At 47.0% G+C, this 21926-nt stretch carries 15 protein-coding genes; 12 read left to right on the plus strand and 3 right to left on the minus strand.

Annotated features, from left to right (window positions below; all coding sequences use genetic code 11):
- The 4 genes from rfbB (at position 1) to HMPREF0494_RS07995 (ending at position 4863) form a co-directional block, all read left to right on the plus strand.
- Positions 1-984: a dTDP-glucose 4,6-dehydratase gene (rfbB, locus tag HMPREF0494_RS07980; RefSeq protein WP_007124444.1), complete on the plus strand. Its 984-nt coding sequence runs from the start codon at positions 1-3 to the stop codon at positions 982-984.
- 71 nt (positions 985-1055) lie between these two features.
- Positions 1056-1898 carry a dTDP-4-dehydrorhamnose reductase gene (gene rfbD, locus HMPREF0494_RS07985; protein WP_007124445.1) on the plus strand — a complete coding sequence of 281 codons (843 nt, stop codon included), beginning with the start codon at positions 1056-1058 and terminating at the stop codon, positions 1896-1898.
- A gap of 72 nt (positions 1899-1970) precedes the next feature.
- Positions 1971-4109: a GH25 family lysozyme gene (locus tag HMPREF0494_RS07990; RefSeq protein WP_007124446.1), complete on the plus strand. Its 2139-nt coding sequence runs from the start codon at positions 1971-1973 to the stop codon at positions 4107-4109.
- Complete coding sequence (locus HMPREF0494_RS07995) at positions 4030-4863, plus strand: hypothetical protein (protein ID WP_148466433.1); 834 nt, start codon at positions 4030-4032, stop codon at positions 4861-4863. Before HMPREF0494_RS07990 ends, HMPREF0494_RS07995 begins: the two co-directional genes overlap by 80 nt.
- A gap of 96 nt (positions 4864-4959) precedes the next feature.
- On the opposite strand, the gene HMPREF0494_RS08000 is transcribed toward HMPREF0494_RS07995, so the two are convergent.
- Both HMPREF0494_RS08000 and HMPREF0494_RS08005 read right to left on the minus strand, forming a co-directional pair.
- Complete coding sequence (locus tag HMPREF0494_RS08000) at positions 4960-5817, minus strand: Rpn family recombination-promoting nuclease/putative transposase (protein ID WP_007124448.1); 858 nt, start codon at positions 5815-5817, stop codon at positions 4960-4962.
- Positions 5818-5919: 102 nt separating this feature from the next.
- On the minus strand, positions 5920-7182 hold the full coding sequence (locus tag HMPREF0494_RS08005) for an LCP family protein (RefSeq protein WP_007124449.1): 1263 nt from the start codon (positions 7180-7182) through the stop codon (positions 5920-5922).
- Positions 7183-7395: 213 nt separating this feature from the next.
- On the opposite strand from HMPREF0494_RS08005, the gene HMPREF0494_RS11410 reads away from it, so the two are divergent.
- The 8 genes from HMPREF0494_RS11410 (at position 7396) to HMPREF0494_RS08045 (ending at position 21223) form a co-directional block, all read left to right on the plus strand.
- Complete coding sequence (locus HMPREF0494_RS11410; protein ID WP_007124450.1) at positions 7396-10317, plus strand: LTA synthase family protein; 2922 nt, start codon at positions 7396-7398, stop codon at positions 10315-10317.
- A 257-nt stretch (positions 10318-10574) separates the two neighbouring features.
- On the plus strand, positions 10575-11888 hold the full coding sequence (locus tag HMPREF0494_RS08015) for a glycosyltransferase family 39 protein (RefSeq protein WP_007124451.1): 1314 nt from the start codon (positions 10575-10577) through the stop codon (positions 11886-11888).
- Between the two features lie 340 nt (positions 11889-12228).
- Complete coding sequence (locus HMPREF0494_RS08020) at positions 12229-13893, plus strand: glycosyltransferase family protein (RefSeq protein ID WP_007124452.1); 1665 nt, start codon at positions 12229-12231, stop codon at positions 13891-13893.
- 301 nt (positions 13894-14194) lie between these two features.
- The gene (locus HMPREF0494_RS08025) at positions 14195-15772 is read left to right on the plus strand and encodes a peptide chain release factor 3 (RefSeq protein ID WP_040458960.1); all 1578 of its coding nucleotides are present in this window, start codon (positions 14195-14197) and stop codon (positions 15770-15772) included.
- A gap of 133 nt (positions 15773-15905) precedes the next feature.
- Positions 15906-17402: a glycosyltransferase family protein gene (locus HMPREF0494_RS08030; protein WP_056949693.1), complete on the plus strand. Its 1497-nt coding sequence runs from the start codon at positions 15906-15908 to the stop codon at positions 17400-17402.
- Positions 17403-17487: 85 nt separating this feature from the next.
- Entirely contained in the window at positions 17488-18528 is a 1041-nt protein-coding gene (locus HMPREF0494_RS08035) for an acyltransferase family protein (protein ID WP_040458961.1), read from the plus strand.
- Positions 18529-18580: 52 nt separating this feature from the next.
- The gene (locus HMPREF0494_RS08040; protein ID WP_040458962.1) at positions 18581-20305 is read left to right on the plus strand and encodes a hypothetical protein; all 1725 of its coding nucleotides are present in this window, start codon (positions 18581-18583) and stop codon (positions 20303-20305) included.
- 135 nt (positions 20306-20440) lie between these two features.
- A complete protein-coding gene (locus HMPREF0494_RS08045; RefSeq protein WP_007124457.1) occupies positions 20441-21223 on the plus strand; it encodes a hypothetical protein in 783 nt (260 codons plus the stop codon).
- 182 nt (positions 21224-21405) lie between these two features.
- Here the strand turns inward: HMPREF0494_RS08045 and HMPREF0494_RS08050 are convergent.
- The coding region (locus HMPREF0494_RS08050) for an ISL3 family transposase (RefSeq protein ID WP_007124458.1) at positions 21406-21926 on the minus strand (521 nt) is incomplete at its 5' end.

Consider the following 21926-nt stretch of genomic DNA (forward strand, 5'->3'; position numbering starts at 1 on the left):
ATGAATATTTTAGTTACCGGTGGGGCCGGCTTTATCGGTTCCAACTTCATCCACTACATGCTGGAAAAGCATCCGGACGATAACCTGATTAACTTAGACTTGCTGACTTACGCGGGGAACATCCACAACCTGGACGACGTTAAGGACAACCCGCACTACCACTTCGTCAAGGGCAACATCGTCAACCGGGAACTGGTTACCCACCTGGTGCATGAATTCAACATCGACCACATCGTCAACTTCGCGGCTGAATCGCACGTTGACCGGTCAATCTTGCACCCCGAAGTTTTCGTGGAAACCAATGTTCAGGGGACCCTGGCCCTCTTGGATGTAGCCAAGCGCGAGGGGGTTGAGAAGTTCCTGCAGGTTTCCACCGACGAAGTTTACGGGACCCTGGGAGCCACCGGCTACTTCACCGAGGAATCGCCACTGCAACCAAACTCACCGTACTCCGCAAGCAAGGCCTCTGCTGACATGATGGTTCGGGCCTACTACGAGACTTACGGTCTGAACGTCAACATCACCCGCTGTTCCAACAACTACGGACCGTACCAGTTCCCTGAAAAGCTGATTCCGCTGATGACTTCTAACGGAATGGAAGGCAAGGACCTGCCAATTTACGGGAATGGTAAGAACATCCGTGACTGGCTCTACGTTTCTGACCACTGCCAAGCCATCGACCTGGTGCTCCGTGATGGCAAGCCGGGTGAAATTTATAACGTTGGTGGCCACAACGAACGGACCAACAATGAGATCGTCCACCTGATCGTAGATAACCTGGGGATTTCTGAAGACCACATCAAGTACGTCAAGGACCGGTTGGGCCACGATAAGCGCTACGCCATCGACCCGACGAAGATTGAAACTGAACTGGGCTGGAAGCCAGAATACACCTTTGATACTGGAATCGTGAAGACGATTGACTGGTACAAGAACAACGAAGACTGGTGGCAGCCACTGAAGGCTAAGGCGGCTTTGAAGTAATTGAATTTAAGATAAGTAGAGAGGGACTGCTGGAAGATTACCAACGGGCCCTCTTTTAGGAGGAAATAGCAATGAGCAAGATTATGATCACCGGGGCGAACGGCCAGCTGGGCACGGAACTCCGCCACCTGCTGGACGAAAAGGGCATTGCTTACGACGCCTTTGACTCTCGTGAAATGGACATCACTGACCGGGCGGCGGTCGACCAGCGCTTCGCCGCGTGCCGGCCGGAAGTCGTCTTCCACTGTGCGGCCTTTACCGCCGTGGACCCGGCCGAAGACGAAAAGAAGGATTTGAACTGGGCGGTCAACGAAACGGGCACCAAGAACGTCGCCGAGGCCGCTCAACGGGCGGGGGCCACCCTGGTCTACATCAGCACCGACTACGTCTTTGACGGGACCAACGAGGGTGAGTACCAGACCGACGCACCGACCAACCCGAAGAACGAGTACGGTAAGGCCAAGCTGGCGGGTGAACAGCTGGTGGAAAAAATTATGGACAAGTATTACATCATCCGGACCTCCTGGGTCTTCGGCCAATACGGCAGGAACTTTGTCTACACGATGCTGCGACTGGCTAAGGACCACGACCGACTGACCGTGGTGGCGGACCAAGTCGGCCGGCCGACTTGGACCCGGACCCTGGCGGAGTTTATGCTCTACGCGGTCCAACATCAAATCCCGTCCGGCCGCTACCAGTTATCCAATGACGGTTCCTGCTCCTGGTACGAGTTTGCCAGTGAAATCCTGAAGGGCCAGCCGGTTGAGGTGGCGCCGGTAACTTCTGAAGAATACCCGCAAAAAGCTTACCGGCCGCGGCATTCCATCATGAGTTTGGATAAGGTCAAGGCCGTTGGCTTTACGCCGATTAGCTGGCAGGAAGCCCTGCAAAACTTTCTGAAACAGGTTGATTAATTGTCTGTTACAGATATTTACAATCCCGTTGCAAACGGGATTTTTTACTTTTAAAGCCTTATAATTTTTCTTATGCAGAATAAGAAAGGGTTAAGAAAGGAAGTTAAGATGGAAGCCAAGAAACGGTTTAAATTGTACAAAAGTGGAAAGCTATGGTGTTGTGCGGCGGTTGCCTTTGGGGTGCTGGCGTTTGGTACGGTTGATGGGCAAGCCGATGATACCACGCCAGCTGCTGCCACGACGAGCCAGGTCAGTACGATGGCCAGCCAGGCCGTGACGACGCCGGCTGCTGACGGGACAAACAGCGCGCAGACTAGCACGGACCCGGCCAAGGCCACCACACCGGTAGCCGATTCGACAACTACCATGGCGCTGGCAGATAACGGTGCTTCGGTAGCGAAGACAGAATCCAGTGCATCGGTCAGCGGTAACCCAACCGCTGAAAGCGCCACGACCACGACTTTGAACGTTCAGCAGCAAGCTGCGGTTCCGGTTACTAGCAGGGCGGTCACGACGGCGGCCTACGCGGCAACTAATAACCTGACCACCGCCGACACCTTGGACATCTCGGCCTACCAGCCGAACATTTCGGAGGAAACCTTCCGCCAGTACCATAACCAGGGGATCAACAACGTCATTGTCAAGCTGTCGGAAAGCACCGGCTGGACCAATGGCTACGCCCAGCAGCAGGTTTCCCGGGCCCAGGCAGCGGGGATGGCGGTTTCGGCCTACCACTTTGTCCGTTTCACAACGGCCGCCCAAGCCCAAGCAGAGGCCCAGCTCTTCGCCCAGATGGCGCGGAACGTTGGCCTAGGCAATGACACCTTGATGATTGCCGACGTGGAGGATGTTCCTCAGACACGGTACGCGGGGATTGTAAATAACCTGAACGTCTTTTTCCAAACCCTGAGTTCGTTGGGTTACACCAACCACGGGGTCTATACTGGCCTGTCCTATGACCAGCAGTACAACGTCAGCTCCACGGTCGGCAAGGCCCGGACCTGGATTGCGATGTACTACCTGGACTATTCCGCTAATGCGGCCCGGAGCAACTATATGCGGAGCCTGGGCTACGGGGCCTGGCAGTATACCGACCGCTGGGGCGGCTATATCGATGCTTCCATTGATTTTGGAATGTTTGCCAACTACGCTGGTCACCAAACGACTAGCGCGGCGAATTTGGATAACTTTAACATTAACGCTAATAACAATACCCTCGACGTTGCCGGTTGGTTTGCCGATAACAATAATGAAGGGAAGAACAATCGTTACGTCATTTTGCTGGATCAGGACAACGGCAGCCGCGAGCTTGCCCGGCAGCAGGTGAATGCGGTTAGCCGTCCGGACGTTGCCAATGCCTTTAGCGGGATTTATGGAGCCGGCACCTCCGGTTTTAACGCTAGCTTTGCCTTAACCGGTAGTTTGGCTGATGCAATCGCTAAGGGCCACCGGATACAGGTAATTATTCGTTATACCAGTTCCGGTGATGGTAACAGTGACTACAACGATCACTGGTTTAACGGTACTGCTTTTAACACTAACGTTGCTAACTTGGATCAGGTTCAGATTACGAACGGCGGAATTACCGTCGCTGGCTGGCACGCTGCTGACCAGGCGGCCGGCCGTAATCTTCATGAATTGATTTTGCTGGATTCGACTACTGGAAAAGAGCTTGCCCGCCAGACGGTTAATAACGTTAGCCGGGCGGATGTTGGCCGCGCCTTTGGGAACGTTTATAACAGCGGCAATTCCGGTTTCAACGTTTCCTTTAATATGAATGGTAAATTAAAGGCGGCAATTATGAACGGAGACTCCCTGCAGGTGATTAGCCGGTATAGTTCTCAGGAGAACGGTGGCAACATCGACTACTGGTTTACCCCGCAAGCACTCAATAACAATATTGCGGCGGTGGATGACTTTAGCCTGTACAATGGCCACCTCCGTGTGACTGGCTGGCACGCTGCTGATAAGTCGGTACTGGAGCCGAACCAGTTGATCTTGCTGATTGATAACCAGACTGGTAAAGAGGTTGCACGGGTTAACGCGGCAACCGTAAGCCGGGCGGACATTGCCAGACTTTATCCAACCGTGGTTAACAGTGGCAATTCTGGTTTTGTTGCCGATTTCAATATTGCAGAGCATAGCGGTTTGCAGCAAGCGCTATTGGAAGGCCACTCGTTACTGGTCCAAGCAGGCGAAGAGCTTTGCTAATGACCAAACCAGCCAGCGGTTAGAGTCATTTGGCATCGATGGCAACACTGTTCGGGCAACTGGCTGGTATGCCGATAGCCGCAGTGCAGGGGCACAAGCAATGTACGTTATCCTGTTTGATGCAACTACTGGTCGTGAAGTTGGCCGGCAGCAGGTCGCTAATGGCCGTGCCCGGGCTGATGTTGCGGCCGCTAACCCCGAAATTTATGGTGCATCGCAGAGCGGCTTTGACGTGGCGTTTAACATTCAAGGGAACGATGCGCTGACGGCGGCCCTAAAAGCCGGACACCAGCTGCAGGTAGTTGCCCGCTATACTAATGATAAGCAGTCCGGTGAAGGGACCTTTGTCCACTATTTCTTTGCCCCACAGTCATTCCAACAGAATTTAGGCTACCTGGATTCACTAACTATGAAGCAAGACGGCAGTGTTCAGGCTAGTGGTTGGCATATTAGCAACCAGATTATTGGGCGCCCATACCACTACGTCATCTTGTTTGATGCGACTCAGGGAAGAGAAATTACCCGGGTGAGGGTAAATGGCCAGGTTGACCGGCCCGATATTGCTAAACTCTACCCAACCGTATATGGTAGTGCAACGTCAGGCTTTAGCGTGAACTTTGCTAGTTCAGCCGCAATCCGGCAGGCAATCAGCAGCGGTCACAGCCTACAGGTCATTGACCGTTATAGCGCTGCTCAGGACGGTAATAGTGACTATGTGGACTTATGGTCTTCACTACGGCGGCTCTCCCTGTAAGATTTAATGTTGTAATTTGGTGAACAAACCAAAAGACGTCATCAGCGATATACCGATGGCGTCTTTTTTGATGGTTATTGAGAATGCCTTAAGCAACTACTCTACAAGTTTAAGGTAGTGCTCAGCTTCGGTAGACGATAGCTGATAAGTATCACTAAGGCTGCGGAGAATTTCACTTTTAGCAATTCCTAGATTATGCAATAGTTTAGCAGTAAGTTTGATGTCTTCTGCTTGTTGGTGGGCTTTTCCTTCTGCCAGTCCTTCGCTCCGGGCGTCCATTAAGTCCAGTTCGTATTTCATAAAGAGTCGCCGCCTTCCTGGGTCCTGCTTAATTCTATTCATTTCATCGACAATTTGGCTAACCAAGGGGTCGCCTGCAATAACCTGATTGTGCATGAGTTTAAGAACACCTTGTAGCTTTATATTATCACGAAAGTTAGTTGCCTTGGCATTAAAAACGATTAGTTGTTGTCCGGTTCCGGCAGCCAATTGGCAATCGTCAGTGCAGCGCCATTCAAACCGATATTTGCTCCGCCCTTTCTGGTAGTAATCAAAGTCACAGAAGAAAACGATAAAAGTCGGGTAGTGTTTTAGCTTGTCATAGCTATCGCCTGGTGACAGGATATTATGGTCGGCTTGCTCTAAGTAATATCGCAAACGATAAGGTAAGTTGTTGTGGTTGGCAACTTGCATCTCGACGATATAGGTCCGCTGCTGGTCGTCTTGGAGATAGACGTCGAAGCGGACTGTTCGAGCGTCAAGAGGGGCGTTCACTTGTTTTTGGATTGCGGTCCGCGTCACTTGCTTAATTGCTAACTCAGGGAAAATCCGTTGTAGTAGCTCTAAACAAATTTCATTATTCTCCATCACCATGCTAAACATCTGGTCATTGGCAATCGTTAACCGTTCCCACTTAGCGGCAGCCATTTGTAATTGTTCTTCTCGATTTGTCATCTAACTTCCTCCTTGTACTAATTAAATACGGGGGAATAATCAGATTGCACGATATTAGGTGTATAGAAAAAGCAAGCCACTCAAACGTAGCTTGCTTTTTTCTTAATATTCAGCTTCTAGTGATGAAGAATGGCTTCGAGAGGAACTTGACCGGCCAGTGGTAACGGTATCGCTACCGGTGCCGCTTCCCGGGTTGTTGTAGGAGGCACCACCAGGCAGGATGAAGTCGGTGTTATTGTAACCATCGTAACTTGGCTGAGACTTGTACATCCGGGTTTCGTGGTTGTTTACCGTTACCGGCTTCAAGCCAAGCTGCTTTCGGACCAGCTTAGAGATCCGGTTGATCTCCTTTGGGCTGGCGATTTGGAAGGAAACCCCGTCAATCGTGGCGTCCTTACCCTGGAAGTGGTAGGTTGAAACATTGTTCATCGCACTGTGGTAGTTACCGTACAGGGTGGCAATGTCGTCGATTGGGATATTGGTTTTTACACCATCGCCGACCGCGTCCATGATCTTATTAGCTGAGCTGATGGAGCCGGATTTCTTAAACTTAGCAATCACGCTCGACAAAATCTGCTGCTGCCGCTTTTGACGACCGTAATCGTTGTTCGGATCCTCGTAGCGCATCCGGGAATACTTCAGTGCTTCGTCGCCGTTTAGGTGCTGCTTGCCCTTCTTAAAGTGGTGGCCTTCGTAGGTGAAGGAGAACGGGTTATCGACTTCGACGCCGCCGAGGGAGTTAACAACCTTTTTGAGGACCCCCATGTTAATTACCGCGTAGTAATCAATTGGCACATCGAGCAATTCGCTGACCTGCTTGACGGTCTGCTTCGGACCGCCGATGGAGTAGGCAGCGTTGATCTTGACGTAATCGGGACCATCATCGGTGCTAACCCGGACCAGGGTGTCCCGCGGGATGCTGGTCATCGTAATCCGCTTCGTCTTGGGGTTGATGGTAAACAGTTCGATTGAATCGGTGTTTCCCCCTTTATTTCCCCGGTCAAGGGCCCCAACGTCGGTACCCATGGCGAGGACGGAAACGGGTTCGCCCTTTTGGAGTTTCTTACTGATCTTACCGTCACCGTTGCTGAAGACCCCGGTAGCCATCTGGTGGACCTTGTGGTATTCGTACAGGCCACCCGCCGCCACGAGGATGATTAGCAGCCAGATTAACCACTTCATCCACTTTGGCGTGTGGTAGTGGTGCTTTTCGGGAACCGGCGGTGGCGTTGGTCGGCCGCCCTGCTGACGCGGTTGTCGGTGGTGGTGCTCACGAGCGGGCTTATGATGAGCATTTTCGTAGATTTTCTTTTCTAATCTTTTGCGGTATTCTTCGCGAGATTCGCGCTGATCATTGTTGTCCATTGCAAATATACCCCTGTAATTTATTTCTAACGTTACCTAATATAGCAAAGAATGCTTAGACAATTCAATCCTATTATAGTAGTTTAACGTTTCTATAAACTTTTATAAAGGCGTGAGACTGATCGATTCCTTAATAGCGGCTTAATTCAGTGCTTGAAGAAAGGCAGAGTTTCACTGATAATAGAACAGATAACTAAAAAAGGAAGCCGAAAAATGCAAAAATTAAAGAGCAGCTTAATCTGGGGAGTAATCTTATTCTGGCTGGGGGGAGCTCAGGTCTACTGGAACCTGGCTCCCCACCTAGCAGGATACAGCACGGCCAGTCTCCACACCAGCGCGTACCTGATTTTAAAGGGAATCACCTTAGTTGGACCCGACTTGCTGGTGCTCCTGCTGGGTTACTACATGGGTCAGTGCTCACGCAAGGAATCGATGGTAATTAAAATCTGGCTCAATACGGTGGCCCTGGGCTGTCTGCTCAGCTTGAGCATTGCCCTGACGGATAACGGAGTCGGTTTTTATCCGACAACAATTTACAATAGTATGCTGCCGGTCCTACGGAATTCGTATCCCCTAATTACGGGGGTCATGGGCGGAATAGTTGTTTCCAGCATTATTCCGTCCGGGCAAGCAAATCTTCGCCGGCGAATGACGGGGCTGATTTGGGTCGTGCTTGCCATCCCGTTTTTTAGTCCGGTAAACGTGTGGGGCTGGAACGATAACTTTTTGGCGCTGTTTTACGCCTGCCTGTTTATCCTCGGCGGCAATTTGAAGCCGGTCAAACAGTTTTGGCGCTGGGGCGGTCTCGCCATTGCTAGCTTAGCGGTTAACGTCCTCTTTCAGGGACTGATGCCGTTTCTTAGCTTTAACGGTTCGACCATCAACCGCTTTGCGACGGTTACCAATGTATTAACGGTCGTAACGGCTTACGCGGTGGCCGGGTGGTTAGTTAATGGTATGCAAAAGCCGCGAATTAGTTACCTGCTGTCCGTAGTGGTTATTCTAATGAACAGTTCTGCGTTTGCTGTGCTTTATAAAATTGCGGACGAGAAGCCAGTGGCGCACTCCACGGTGCGGACTGCGGTGCTGACGCTGGCGGCAATTGTGCTTGCCCTCGTGGCTGCGGCACTGTGGCAGTGGCTTTTAAACCGGCGGTGGACACAAACAGTCAGCCGGCGGATTGACCAGTTCGCGGCGCAAGACTTTGCTAAGCAAAGAGTAGCGGTAAACAAGAAATTAAAGGAACTCGGCCCTGACTTAACGGTCTTTGCTATTTCCTATCTGATTGCGGCTGCTTCGATGCTATTGATGAATAATAGCTGGCGGATTCAGCCGAATGTCGGCCCGGACTACAATATTATTTCCTATGCCTTTACGCAACGAGGCCTATTGTTATTGCTAGCCGCCCTGCTTATCTTTACAGTTATTAAGTTTCTGCAGGCGATTAGCAAGCGGTACTGGCTTAGCCTGGCAATTGTGGTTGTGATTAGTTGCGCCTTTGTAATTGCCAACCGTGAAAAAATTGCCGCCCGTAATGAACCAATTTTGCCATCGGATCTGGCAATGCTACGGGTTGCGGGGAGCCTTTTCAAAATGGTTGCGCCGGCCCTCTGGCTGGAGGTCGTGACGGGACTAATTCTCTTAATTGGACTGGTTTGCTGGCTGGAAAAGAAGCACCCGGTCGAGCTACCGTTCAATGGCCGCCGGCGTTTAGTCTATTTCTTACTAGCCCCGCTCCTCTTTGCAAGTTGCTTCTTTTGGAACCACTCCGGGACACCGTTGAATAACTTCTTGACTTCGCTAGGCGACCAGCCAATGTTTTACAACCAGTTGAGCGGCGCACGGATTAACGGCCCGCTAATTCAGTTTATGAATAACGTGGACGTCAAGGTGATGGACCAGCCAGCAGGCTACTCCCGAGCGCGGATGGAGCAGATTGTGAAAAAGTACCGGACCCAAGCGGGGAAAATTAACCTTCACCGGCAGAACGACTTAGTCCAGCAGACGGTTATCTTTAACCTGAGTGAGAGTTTCTCGGATCCGAACCGGGTCCCAGGCGTTAAGCTAGAAAGCACCCCGATCCCCGCAATCAAGGAATTGCAAAAAAATAATACAGGGGGGGTGATGATTAGTTCTGGCTATGGCGGCGGCACGGCCAACATGGAATACATGACCCTGACCGGTTATAGTATTAGCAACTTTTCGCCGACCCTGCCAGTTCCTTACACCCAGCTGGTTGGCAAGCTCAAGGTAAACCCCTCCATCGTGGATAGCTTTGACCACGCGGTTGCCATTCACCCTTACCTCGGTACTTTTTACAACCGGACGAGTGTTTACCAGCAATTTGGCTTTGACAAGTTTTTCTACCTCGGGAGCAAGAACCGGATCCGGCACCAGTCGCGGATTGACAACAGTCCCTACCTGTCTGACCGGACCGCTTACCAAAACGTCCTCGACCAGCTAAAGTCCTACCGCCATGGTCAATTCATTAACCTGGTTACCATGCAAAACCATTTCCCATATTCGGATAATTACTATCGGCACCTTAATCGTTACCGGGCGGTGCGGGTATCAGCCGGGACCAATCCTGACGAGGTCGACGAGTTTAGTACCGAAATTCACTACACGGACAACGCCGTTAAGCAGTTCATCAAGCAAATCGATGGCATTAACCGGCCAATTACGATCGTCTTTTATGGTGACCACTTGCCAGGAATTTACAAGAATGATATGGCGCGGGATGGGGTGAAGCTGCACGAAACGGAATACTTAATCTACTCTAATAAGTACGCTCGGGCCCATGGTGCGAAGAACTTCAAGCAAAACACGGCGGTGGTCAGTCCCAACGACTTTATTGCCATGGTTGCCAAGCAGACAAATTCCAAAGTGAACTGGTACCAGGCTCTGCTGACGGCGGTGTTTGAGAAGCTGCCGGCAATGGCAAAAGATGTGGAGGCCAAAGGCGACGTTAATACGGCCAGGGCCGTGGCCCACACGGACTTTGTCAATGACCAGGGCAAGCTGGTTAAGGAAGGCAACCTTATTAAGCAGCAAAAGCAGTTGTTGCAGGATTACCGTCTGGTCCAGTATGACGTTACCGCTGGTAAGAAATATACGTTAAAGTATCTGAAATAGGGTGAGAGTGGAAAATAACCTCCTCGATAAGATATATGGCTAACCTAGAACGCACGGTACGGGCCATTGCCTTGTGGTTACGACACGAAGTTAGCCTGGAGATTTTCCACATTATCTTTGTAATAGTTAAGAACTAGCATAAAACTGGCAGTCGAGCATAGTGCAGAGAAGGCTTCGGTGGGGAGACAAATTGTAACCCATTATAAAAGATAGTAAAATTACCAGTACTGATTAAAGAAACTATTTGGAGAAATGGAATGAGAAAGAAAGTAACGATTAATCGGCTGATTTTTATTGGAGTTCTTGCAATAGTAGCAGTCTATTATTTAATTTGGGCAGCTGGTCTGAAATTCAATGGTAATCCAGATGAGCTGATGCGATATTTGATCCCTAAATATATCTATAATCACGGCAACTTGCCGACGGGCTATGATAAAGAAGCGGTATACCAACTGGGAAATTGGTCATATGCCTTCTACCCGCAAATGTTAGGAGGGGTGCTTAGCGCGTTCTTTATGAAGCTAAGCGCAATCTTTACTACGAAGTATCTTGTCTTGGCAGCCCGGTTGACCAGCGTTTTAGCGGGGGTCGTAACGGTTGCCTTTGTCGGATTGACGCTTCACAAAATAAAGAAAGATTTCCGGTTAACAATTTTGGGGATGCTACTGATTGCCTTTGTACCGCAGTTTACTTACCTCTCGTCTTATGTTAACAATGACATTATTGCGGTATGTGGCGTGAGTGTAATTATGTACGCACTGTACTCAGGCTGTTCAACAGGTGAGCGTTGGGATGCCCGTAAGACAATTTTGCTAGCACTGGGAATGATTATCTGTACCCTGGGGTACCTGAACTCAATGGGCTTTGTACTTATCGGTGGCCTTTGCTTCCTGTTTTCACTTTACCGTCAACACAGGGCTGACCGAATTAGTAAGAAACAGGCCGTAGCCTTAGCGCTGGCTTTAATACTGATTGTTACAGTGGTGTGCTTACCCTTTTATTTACGGAACGCTTTGATCTACCATGGCGATCTTTTCGGGATGAAAACATTCCATGCGCAATATGTCAAATGGCTGCAGCATGGCGGTGCGGCTTTGCAACACCCTTACCTTGGCCAGGAAAGCTTGGGCCAATTTTTAACCGATACTAATTTTTGGCTCACGACCCAAAAATCATTTATTGCTTACTTTGGTTACCTGACTATTCCAGCGGGAACCATGATCTACCTGTTTTATTTGGTTGTTTTCAGTACGGGAATCATTGGGTACTGCATGAAGCCTTTTGCTGGTGGCAATCGTAGCGATGCACTTCCTAATTGGGGGATGGTTATCGGCGGAGTAATCACCATTGCCTTGTTTATGTACTATGTCTTATTCGTTGACATCCAGCCCCAGGGAAGATACGTGATGGAAATTCTGCCTTTCTTTATCGTTGTTGAATCCATCGGTCTAAGCAAAATTAATGACGCAATTTTTAAGACTAGCCGTCCGCTATGGATCCTTATGGGTATCTATATCGTGATCAACTTATACTGCTTAGTAGAGAAGGTCTATCCACTACTGATTCGTTGACAGACATACTGGCTGGCAAATTGATAGCACTATCCATTGCGGAACCACCGTCTAAATTCAGTCTTTTGCGCTGAACTTAGGCGGTTGTTTCTTCAGTTTAATATTAGCTGGAATCGTTATTGTAATGCCGCTTATTTAGTTACGCACCCAATTGCTTTCCGCCCTGGAATATTTTAAAATATAAAAAATATTGCGCAATTTTACCCCAGTACTTGCTGAAAGCATTTTGAATTAGGTTCGTGGTCTAATGATAGGTCTGGTTGCGTTACTTTTTGTCGTTTAGGTGTGGCTGCCAGTTATAGTTTGAAAATAAGGGTAGCTTAATAGTTGAGGGAGAAGTATGTTAAAGATCATCAGAAAACACGAGGGAACAATCGGCATTTGCCTGCTATTTTTATTATCAGCCGTCCTGATTACAGTGCCTAACTTTTTCTCGCATTATTTTAAACTTACGTTGGATGGGTACGTTCATCTCAATCGTTTCCAGGGCGGAATCACTGATGCAATCAGACAGTTACAAGTGCCCCTCCCGATAAATATGATTGGCTTTAGCAATGTGGGGGCCGCGTTTAACTCAGCGTATCCCTGGATGGCAGGATGGGTTTTCATTTTACCGGAATTAATTTTTAATAATCCGCTGCATGCCTTGTTTGTGGGCTTAGTTTTATTAAATTTCATTACGGCGTTAAATGCTTATTTTTTAATGAGGAAGGTCGCAAACAACCAGGTAATAAGGATCCTAGGGGCCTTTCTGTATGAATTTAATACCTACCATTTAATTATAGTCTTTGGTCGGAATGCTTTTGGCGAGGCATTAGCATACGCTTTTATTCCCTTAGCTATTCTCGGCCTTCTTGAAATTATGCGATTGGAAAAGGTGGGAATCTTTAACTTAGCGTTTGGCATGGGAATGATTATTAATAGTCATATATTGTCAACCATTTTAACGGTTGTTGCCCTTGCCGTATTATTGGGAATTAATTATCGACAGATTACCAACTGGTTAATGGTAATAAGATATATATTTTACGCAATTATAGTAACCTTCCTGTTTAGCGGCTTTACTATTATTAACTTTTTAACCATCTTTTTGAAAAACAAGTTATCTTCGCCGCCATTTTACCTACTTCCGATCGCCCCAGACTTAATGAGCAAAGCGGTAATAAATAATACCGTAACTGATTATCCTTATTCCTGGAACTTAGGAATTGTCTTAACCATAATTTTGATTATGATGTTAATTCAAGTCGCTAAGCGCAAGGCCGACTACAATAAGTACGTAATCGTCGCTAGCTTATTGTTTATTTGTATGTTTAATTGGTTTGTCCCGGTTTTTGATCAAATTCAAAAAACAGGAGTAGGTGCGCTGCAATTTACGGGTAGGCTGTTGAGTTATAGTGCGATCTTTTTGATAATTGGCTTCTGTATGTACCTGGATCAGGTTTTTCCATTGAAACAGAAGCAAGTAAAAAAATTAGCGGGGGTAATTAGCTTGATTATCTTTGCTTATGGCTTCATGTCAGTATGGAATTATCACCGGATATTAAATGATAGTTCAGTGCGGTTAGCATTGACCAGGCAGAACTACAATGATGCTGCCAGACATAATCCGTTTTCTTTTGAGGACTACCTGCCTAAGAATACGGTCAAAATAATAAAAAAGCAAAAAGATAAAGTGAGGGTTAAAGCTGCAACGACAACTGCTATTACCTTCAAGCTTGACAATCCTGATCATAAAGAGGTCACGCTTCCCTTCGCCTTTTATAATGGAATTAAATATACTTCGTCAAAGAAGTTAATTAAGGCGGGGCATGTTAATTTGAGGAACACTAAGGCTAATGGCGAATTAAAAATCAGTGTTAAGCCAGCGTCTGCTTACATTGGGCTTTTTGTGTTTACGGTTATTGTTACCTTGCTTGGATCATTATTTGTACTAGTAGTTAACACTGGACGACTGAAAACTGAATCGGGAGTGAGCCAAACCGTGAAACAGAAATTAAGATGATTTCGTTTTTCGATTTTAACTTAGTAATAATATTTACGTCACAGCTCTGGTATGCACGTGTTGGGCAGCTCACGTATAACTCGTTAATGAACTAGCATTGAGGATATGTCTAAAATTAGCCTGTAAAGCTAATTTTAGGCGTTTTTTTATGGGAAAGCTTCTTTCCGGAGGGGGATGTCATTTATTAAAATCATTATGATACTCGTTATTTTAAGCTTACATCTAATTGCTTTACGCCCCAGAATATCTTAGAATATAAAAGATATTGCGCAATTTTAAATACGAAAGGAACATACTGATGATGTCACCAAAACAGCTTGCTGAAGCAGTGAATAAGCGGCGGACGTTCGCCATCATTTCGCACCCGGACGCGGGGAAGACGACGATTACCGAGCAGCTCCTCCTTTTCGGGGGCGTAGTCCGGGAAGCCGGGACCGTTAAAGCCCGAAAGACCGGTAACTTTGCTAAGTCCGACTGGATGGAAATCGAAAAGAAGCGGGGGATTTCCGTCACTTCCTCCGTCATGCAGTTCGACTTCCAGGGCAAGCGGATCAACATCCTGGATACCCCAGGACACGAGGACTTCTCCGAGGATACCTACCGGACGCTGATGGCCGTCGATTCTGCGGTCATGGTCATTGATTCCGCCAAGGGGATTGAGCCCCAGACCAAGAAGCTCTTCCAGATCTGTAAGATGCGGGGGATCCCGATCTTTACCTTTATGAACAAGTTTGACCGGGACGCCCGGGAACCGCTTGACCTCCTAAACGAAGTCGAAGATGTTTTAGGGATTGAAACCTACCCGATGAACTGGCCAATTGGATCCGGTCACCAGTTCAAGGGAATCTACGACCGCTTTAACCACCGGGTCGCGTTGACCCACCCAGCCGACCCGGAAAAGCCGTACCTGCCACTGGATGAGGACGGTAACGTTCAGGGTGAGAACCCGCTGGCTGGTGACGGTGAGTGGCAGGACGCCCTAGACGGGATGGAACTCCTGGAAGTGGCTGGCAACGAACTCGACCGGGACAAGATTACCAAGGGTGACCAAACCCCGGTCTTCTTCGGCTCCGCGTTGACGAATTTTGGGGTGCGGACCTTCCTGGAGAACTACCTCCAGTTTGCACCCGCCCCGGGCGACCACAAGACCGAAGATGGCGAAGTCATTAAGCCGCTGGCACCAGAATTTTCCGGCTTCGTCTTTAAGATTCAGGCCAACATGAACCCGCGGCACCGGGACCGGATTGCCTTCGTGCGGATTTGCTCAGGGGAATTTGAACGGGGGATGGACGTTACCCTGGAACGGACCCAAAAGCCGCTCCGCCTGTCGAACGTCACCGAGTTTATGGCGGATACCCGGGAAAACGTGGAAAACGCGGTTGCCGGGGACATCATCGGCCTGTACGATACTGGAAACTTCCAGATTGGGGATTCGATTTACACCGGTAAGCAGGACATTAAGTTTGAGAAGCTACCGCAGTTTACACCGGAACTCTTCATGCGGGTTTCGGCCAAGAACGTGATGAAGCAGAAGTCCTTCCATAAGGGGATCAACCAGTTGGTCCAAGAGGGTGCGGTCCAGCTTTACCGCTCCTACGCGACCAACGACTATATCCTGGGGGCGGTCGGCCAGCTGCAGTTTGAAGTCTTCAAGTTCCGGATGAAGAACGAGTACAACTCGGATGTCGTGATGGAACCAATGGGGAGTAAGACGGCGCGCTGGATCGACCCAGAACAGCTGGACGAGAAGATGTCGTCGTCACGGAACATCCTGGTCAAGGACATCCACGACCAGCCGCTCTTCCTGTTTGAAAACCAATTTGCCGAAAACTGGTTCAAGCAGAAATATCCAGACGTGAAGCTGACGGCGAAATTGTAGTATGGTTGCCGTAGTCTCTTCCTCGCTCGTTGACTGTTTTTACAGAGTGGGGAGAATATGGGGATTTACATTTATAATTTTTGCATATCGACATTTTCTATATGCTGAGAAAACTATATTTGGGTGGTTAAATGTGCTAAAGAAATCGATGAACTTTCTTGTTAATATTTTCTTTGTTCCGCTGCTGATAATTGGTCTCTTAGGGGCGGCTGCTAATCTCCTTAACGACATGATTGGGGCTAGTAAATCAGGAATACTGGTATTAGACATTTTGCTAGTTAGTGTGCCAGTATTCTTAATTGCTTATAAAAGACAACTAAGAATACCGATTAATAAGAAGTTTTGTTGCTATGGACTGGCCTGTGTGATTGTCGCTTGGCAGGCTTACCTCGTAATCACTGTTGCTGGATTTAGTATTTGGGATCCGGGAAATATTTTGCTCAAAGCAATCAATAAAACACCATGGACTGGGACTAGTTATTTTTCAAGCAACCCCAACACCTTTTTATTATTATTAATTGAACACGGAATTTGGAAGGGACTCGGACAGCCAAGTATGCGAGTTTTAACCAGTTTGTTCGGACTACTAAGCTATGGTTTACTGGATGCCAGTCTGCTTACTCTCTATCACTTAGGGAAAAAATACCTGACTCAACGTGTGGGTAAAGTTGCACTGGGATTAGGAATTATTTCACTGGGGGTAACTCCTTGGGCTGTGATTCCTTATAGTGACATTCCAGCTTTTGCGTTGACCGTTTTTTCTTTGGGAGCATTACTAGCATTTTTTAATAGTAAATTAATCAGGAAAAGATACTTGTATGCCGTCTTGAGCGGACTCTTGCTGGGGGTGGACTACTTGATTAAGCCATCCTTAGTTGTAACTTACATTGCCTTTGCAATCATAGCTTTAGCAAGTGTAAACTGGCATAAATTTGATAAGCAAGTGCTAGGGGCACTTGGGGTACTGATAGTAATCCCGACTATTATGTTGTTAGGCTTTTCAGCATACCAACAACGCAATTCGTACGTGCGAATCGATCAGAGTCAGGCATTGCCGATGATGCACTTTGCTGCGATGGGGGCTACCGGTAATGGTGCTTATACTTATGCCGACGTTAAAAGAGACGAGGCAATTAAAAATCCTGATAAACGAAACGCTGTGGCCACTAAAGTGTGGAAACAGCGGGTTGCTAAAATGGGCTGGGCAGGCTATCAAAACTTTTTAATCAAAAAACAGGCAGCAAATATTTCTGATGGAACATTTGCGTGGGGCTGGGAAGCTGGAACGGGCTTTTTGAAGCCGTTCAGAAATCACCCAAGAAGCATCGGGCAACGTTTATTTTGCATTGATGGTGTAGCAAACTACAATAGTGCCGTTAAAATCTTAGTGCGCTTAGTTTGGCTGGGGACGTTATTGGCAGTGCTATTTGCTGTGAGTGACACCAGTTTTGTTGGTTTACTGGCCAAGTACGCGTTTGTTGGCTTTTGCTTATTCCTATTGTTGTTTGAAGGGGGCCGAAGCCGTTATGCTATTCAATTCTTGCCCTTTATTTTACTCCTGGCCGGGATCGGGATGCAGGAGCTAGCGCGAATATGCAGAGTGTTGCGTAATTCTAAGAGCAAGGATTAATACGGGGGATAGATGAGGCAAACGATGTTCGGCAGAGCAATTTCAAGTTTAGAATTGCCGGTGAAGAGATGAGGAGGAAGAGTAAGTGAAAAAGCGAATTGAATGGATTGATTGTGTCCGGGCAGTTGGAATGGTGTTAATCATTATCGGCCATACTTACGCGGTCGGTTTTTGGCAAAATTTAGTGTATGCCATTAATGTACCGATTTTCTTTGTTCTATCAGGCTACCTAACACACCGGAAAACGATTCGTCAAACTGCTCTGGGCGGGGTCCGAACACTGTTGGTTCCCTATGGAGTGACGGCCCTGCTGATCTTTTTCTTATCGTTAGTCAGCCTCCACCGGCACGTTCCGGGAATGATTACAACGGCGAACTGGAATCATTTCCTGATTGCTGCTTTATATGGGATTGGGACGCCGAGTAGCCAAACGATTTTTCACGGAACTGTGATACCAGCAATTGGGGCGATTTGGTTCCTGCTGGCCATGTATTTTGGCAACATCATTTATCAACTCTTGCTTAACGCAACTCACGCGCTCAGTAGGGGGAAGGAAACGGCAGTGTTGGTCGGGGCTAGCCTAATTCTGGCAGTAGGCGCATTTATAGTAAGTGCGGTGATCCAGTTGCCCTGGTCACTGGGTCCGGCCCTACTGAGTATTTCTTTCTATACTGCCGGCCACATTATTCGGGAGTACCGGATGATGGACCTAAATATGCGTAATGGTATCCTTGCCCTGGCTGGTCTACTGTTATGCTGCTGGTCGGCAATTAGGGGCCAGTTTTGGTTTAACACCGGCTATGCCACTGACCCACTGTTGAAAATGCTGGGGGCAATGGCTGGCAGCTATTTTCTGATGTATCTTTTCAAAGGAATTGAAACGTGGATTTCTATGCGTGGCTTGGCTAAGTTGGGACGGTTAGCATTGATTACGCTGGCTTTTCACCTGGTTTGCCTGAGTGTTTTCACCGATACGGTGATTTTGGAGAACCACCTGGCTACGTGGGGCGTTACCCCTAATGGTGTGGGAATTATTTTGGACGTTTATCGGATCTTGCTGTGTGAACTGGCAACGATTATTCTCGCTAAATTTAAATTGGTACGGAAAGTGTTTGCAATTAGATAAGCTTGTACTTGGGAATTAAAAAAACGTTAACGTGGACAATCCGGAGGAAAAAATGAAGTTAGTTAAAAATGACCAGTGGAGTCATCTTCTTTACGCATTACTTTTTTTACTAATCACTATGGTCATGGTTTACCCGTTTATTCATACAGGTAAAATACAGGCAGTAGCTGATTGGGAGTTTCACGCTGCACGGGTAGAGCAGATTTACCGCAATCTTAGTTCTGGACACCTTTTTACTTTTATTGCTAGTTCGACCTTTCACCATACGGGCGTTGGCTCTTTTATGTTCTACCCAACGGTTTTTCTATACCCGTGGGCAGCAATGCGCCTTTTCGTTAAACCGGTTACCGCCTTTTACCTGTGGTACTTCTTAATTACGTACCTTGCGTTTTTAGTTGCCTTTTATAGCATGAATAAGTTTAAGCAGAACCGGCACCTTGCGTTTATTTTTTCGCTTGTTTACGTTCTGAATACGTACCGTCTTTTCTTGGGCCAGTTTGTTTTTGGTGAATTTATCGCGGCCAGTTTTTTGCCACTGGTATTTCTTGGCTTTTATCAGTTGTTTTTTGCCCCGACAAAGGCGGAAAATGTGCGCTGGATAACGCTAGCGGTTGGGATGACTTTATTAACTTATTCGCATGTCCTTAGCGTCATTATTACGCTTGAAATTTTTGCCCTAGTGTTAGTTCTCACGTGTTGTGCTGGGAAGGCGGCACTGATTTTTGCTAAGTGGCAATCATTATTAAAAGCGGTTGGTCTGTGGGGAATTTTATCGCTGCCGATCATTTGCTTATTTATCAGTAATTATATTGGCAAAAAAGTTTCTGCAGCTATATCGGGAATTGCTATGGCGCTCGTTCCTAGTATGGCTGATCTAGTAACTAATTCATTGAATAACGGCCTTAATATTGGGATCGGGTTAGTATTGCTGGCGACGGTTTTAGTCGGCTGGTATTTTGCCCGGGATAATCAAACAGATCTGGTTATTTACCTGTTGGGAATTGTGCTGTTTGTGGTGGCATCAGGCGTTTTTCCATGGGGGCTCCTTGGACATACACCACTGGGCGTAGTTCAATTGCCATATCGGTATCTCAGCTTTAGTTGTTTATTTTTAGCGGTAATTGCGGCTAAAGGAATTTTACTGCTTATTAATAGGCTTAGCTTTAATTGGCCACTAGCAGCGATATTATTACTATGTATTGGAGTTATAGGATTCCTGTCAGCGGAAAAGTCGCTGTTGCATGAGCTACGGACCGCGGCGCCATCCGTTATCAATGTCCCAAAAAAGGGAACAGAGGTTTTTCCAAAGGAAAACAAAATTTTGGATAATAACAATTATGATAAACAGTTTCAGTACAGTGCTATCTATGGTGAAGCCGATTATTATCCTCGTAAGGCGCTCGATCATCGGGAAAGTATTATTAATCAGATTGCGTATGTTAATGGTCGGCCCCGCCATGTAAATGCTAGTGGGTCAGCAAATAAAATTAAGGCTGACTTTCAAGTTAGACAGCCACGGACTTCAATTAATTTGCCAGTCTTAGCGTACGAAGGAACCACGGTTCAGGTGAATGATAAAAAGGTGCCTAAATACGTCAGTGATCGGGGAACGGTGCTCTTGAAGAACCTTCAGCCGGGTAAAGCAAAGGTTGTGGTTGGCTTTAATCCGGGGATCGGCTTTTACGGCGCGGTGTTGGTATCATTGCTTGGCTGGTGCGGACTGGTGTATGCCTATTGGCAGAGACGTTTTAAGGCGGCAAGGGATGATGAGCGGTAGTTGGTTTGTGGAGTAGCGGGGGTTAGTGGCCTGCTTCGGCCGTTGAGCAAATGGGCAACAGGGAGCTCATCGGGGGAGAAACGAATACTCTTTTGTGTGGAAAGGCCTTCTTAGTATTTAGGGAGATGGTTAGGAATGAAATTTGTTTACAGCATTTGTACGAATTTATGGCCACTTATTAAGTACACAATAATACCACTTATTACATTTTTCTGGGGATTTATTCGGTACTACGATGAACGTATGCAAAAAAATGCTATTCAAATTGAAAATGCGAGGCCATTAATTTCTGTAATTAGTTCGTCCGATTATTTTATTGATTTACATCGTGACTTTGAAAATAAGGTGGTCTTTGATAATGAAGAGATGACAGAAAAAGTGTTATCGAGACAACTACCGTCTAGTGTCACGCAATTTACTGGATTTGGCCTTTTCAATAAAGGCGGCGGATACTTGAGAGATCTTAAAATGGTATTTAAGTATGGCAATAAAGAGGATTGTCTAGCATATCCAATATTAGATGTGCGTAAGTGCGTATTTCCGCTACCTGAAATTTTTAATAATGTTCTTAATAATAGCGCTATTCATGAGCAGCCTGCGCAATTGTTTATTTCAGGTACTACTTCAGCGGGTGAAAAAATGTATGGAGAAGTTAAGCTAATATTGAAGCGAGATAACGTGTTACCAATCTCAATGAAATGGATTTATGTGGAGAATAGGAGAAATAAGTATTTAAATAGCGAAGATTTTTGTGTGAAGTTTAAATCAAAAGGATTGGCAGGCTTGTTTCACCAAAATTCTTTTGTACGAAAATATGAAGGGATATTTAAAGACAAACAGTATACTGCTTCATTTGAAAATCAATTCAAGAGCCTTGGAGATCCTTATGATAAGCCTATTGAAGTAAGAATCAAATAGATACTTATCGTTAAGGAATATCGGTGGAATAACAGAGTTAATCTGTAAAGCATTTCGTGTCAAAACTCGGTAGGCTTTCTATATAGTTTGCTACAGAATCTTTTATAACGCCATTTGTAAAATTAAGTTAGAAAAATGGCTCTTCGTCAAGAAGTACTGATGAAAAAATTGAATAAGTTTTGTTAAGCAGCTCGGGCCTGGACTTTGGCACGGGCTGTTTGCTTATTCTTCCAGTTAATGGCAATGTATGTGTTAGGTAAAGCGAGGAGAATCCGGATTCTGAAATTGGCAAAGTTTCGGAACCCATAGGCAACCCGCTTGATGACCTTGATCTTATTGTTAGTTCCTTCAACGGGACCATTAGTGTAGCCCTCATACTTAAAGCTATGGAGAATCTCTTCTTTGTGCCGGCGCAATGTTCGCTGTGCCTTTTGTAGGGGGTGAGGAAGCACAGTCAGCTTGGTAGTAAGCAATTGGTTCAGTCGCGCCCGGCTTCGTTGACTAACTGCTAAGACAAGGTCCTGGTAGTAGCGGTAAGCCTGTTGGAGGTCCTCATCAAAGCTAAGGAGACGATGAATGACTTCGACATCAGTTAATTGGGCATAGCCAAAATTGGCCCGCCGCCAGTAGTTATCGTATTTTAGCTCACTAGCTGGGGTTAGGATGAGCTTCCAGAAGTGTTTCAGCGCTCGCCATTGGTGAG

The sequence above is a fragment of the Limosilactobacillus antri DSM 16041 genome, from assembly GCF_000160835.1.
Taxonomy (GTDB): domain Bacteria; phylum Bacillota; class Bacilli; order Lactobacillales; family Lactobacillaceae; genus Limosilactobacillus; species Limosilactobacillus antri.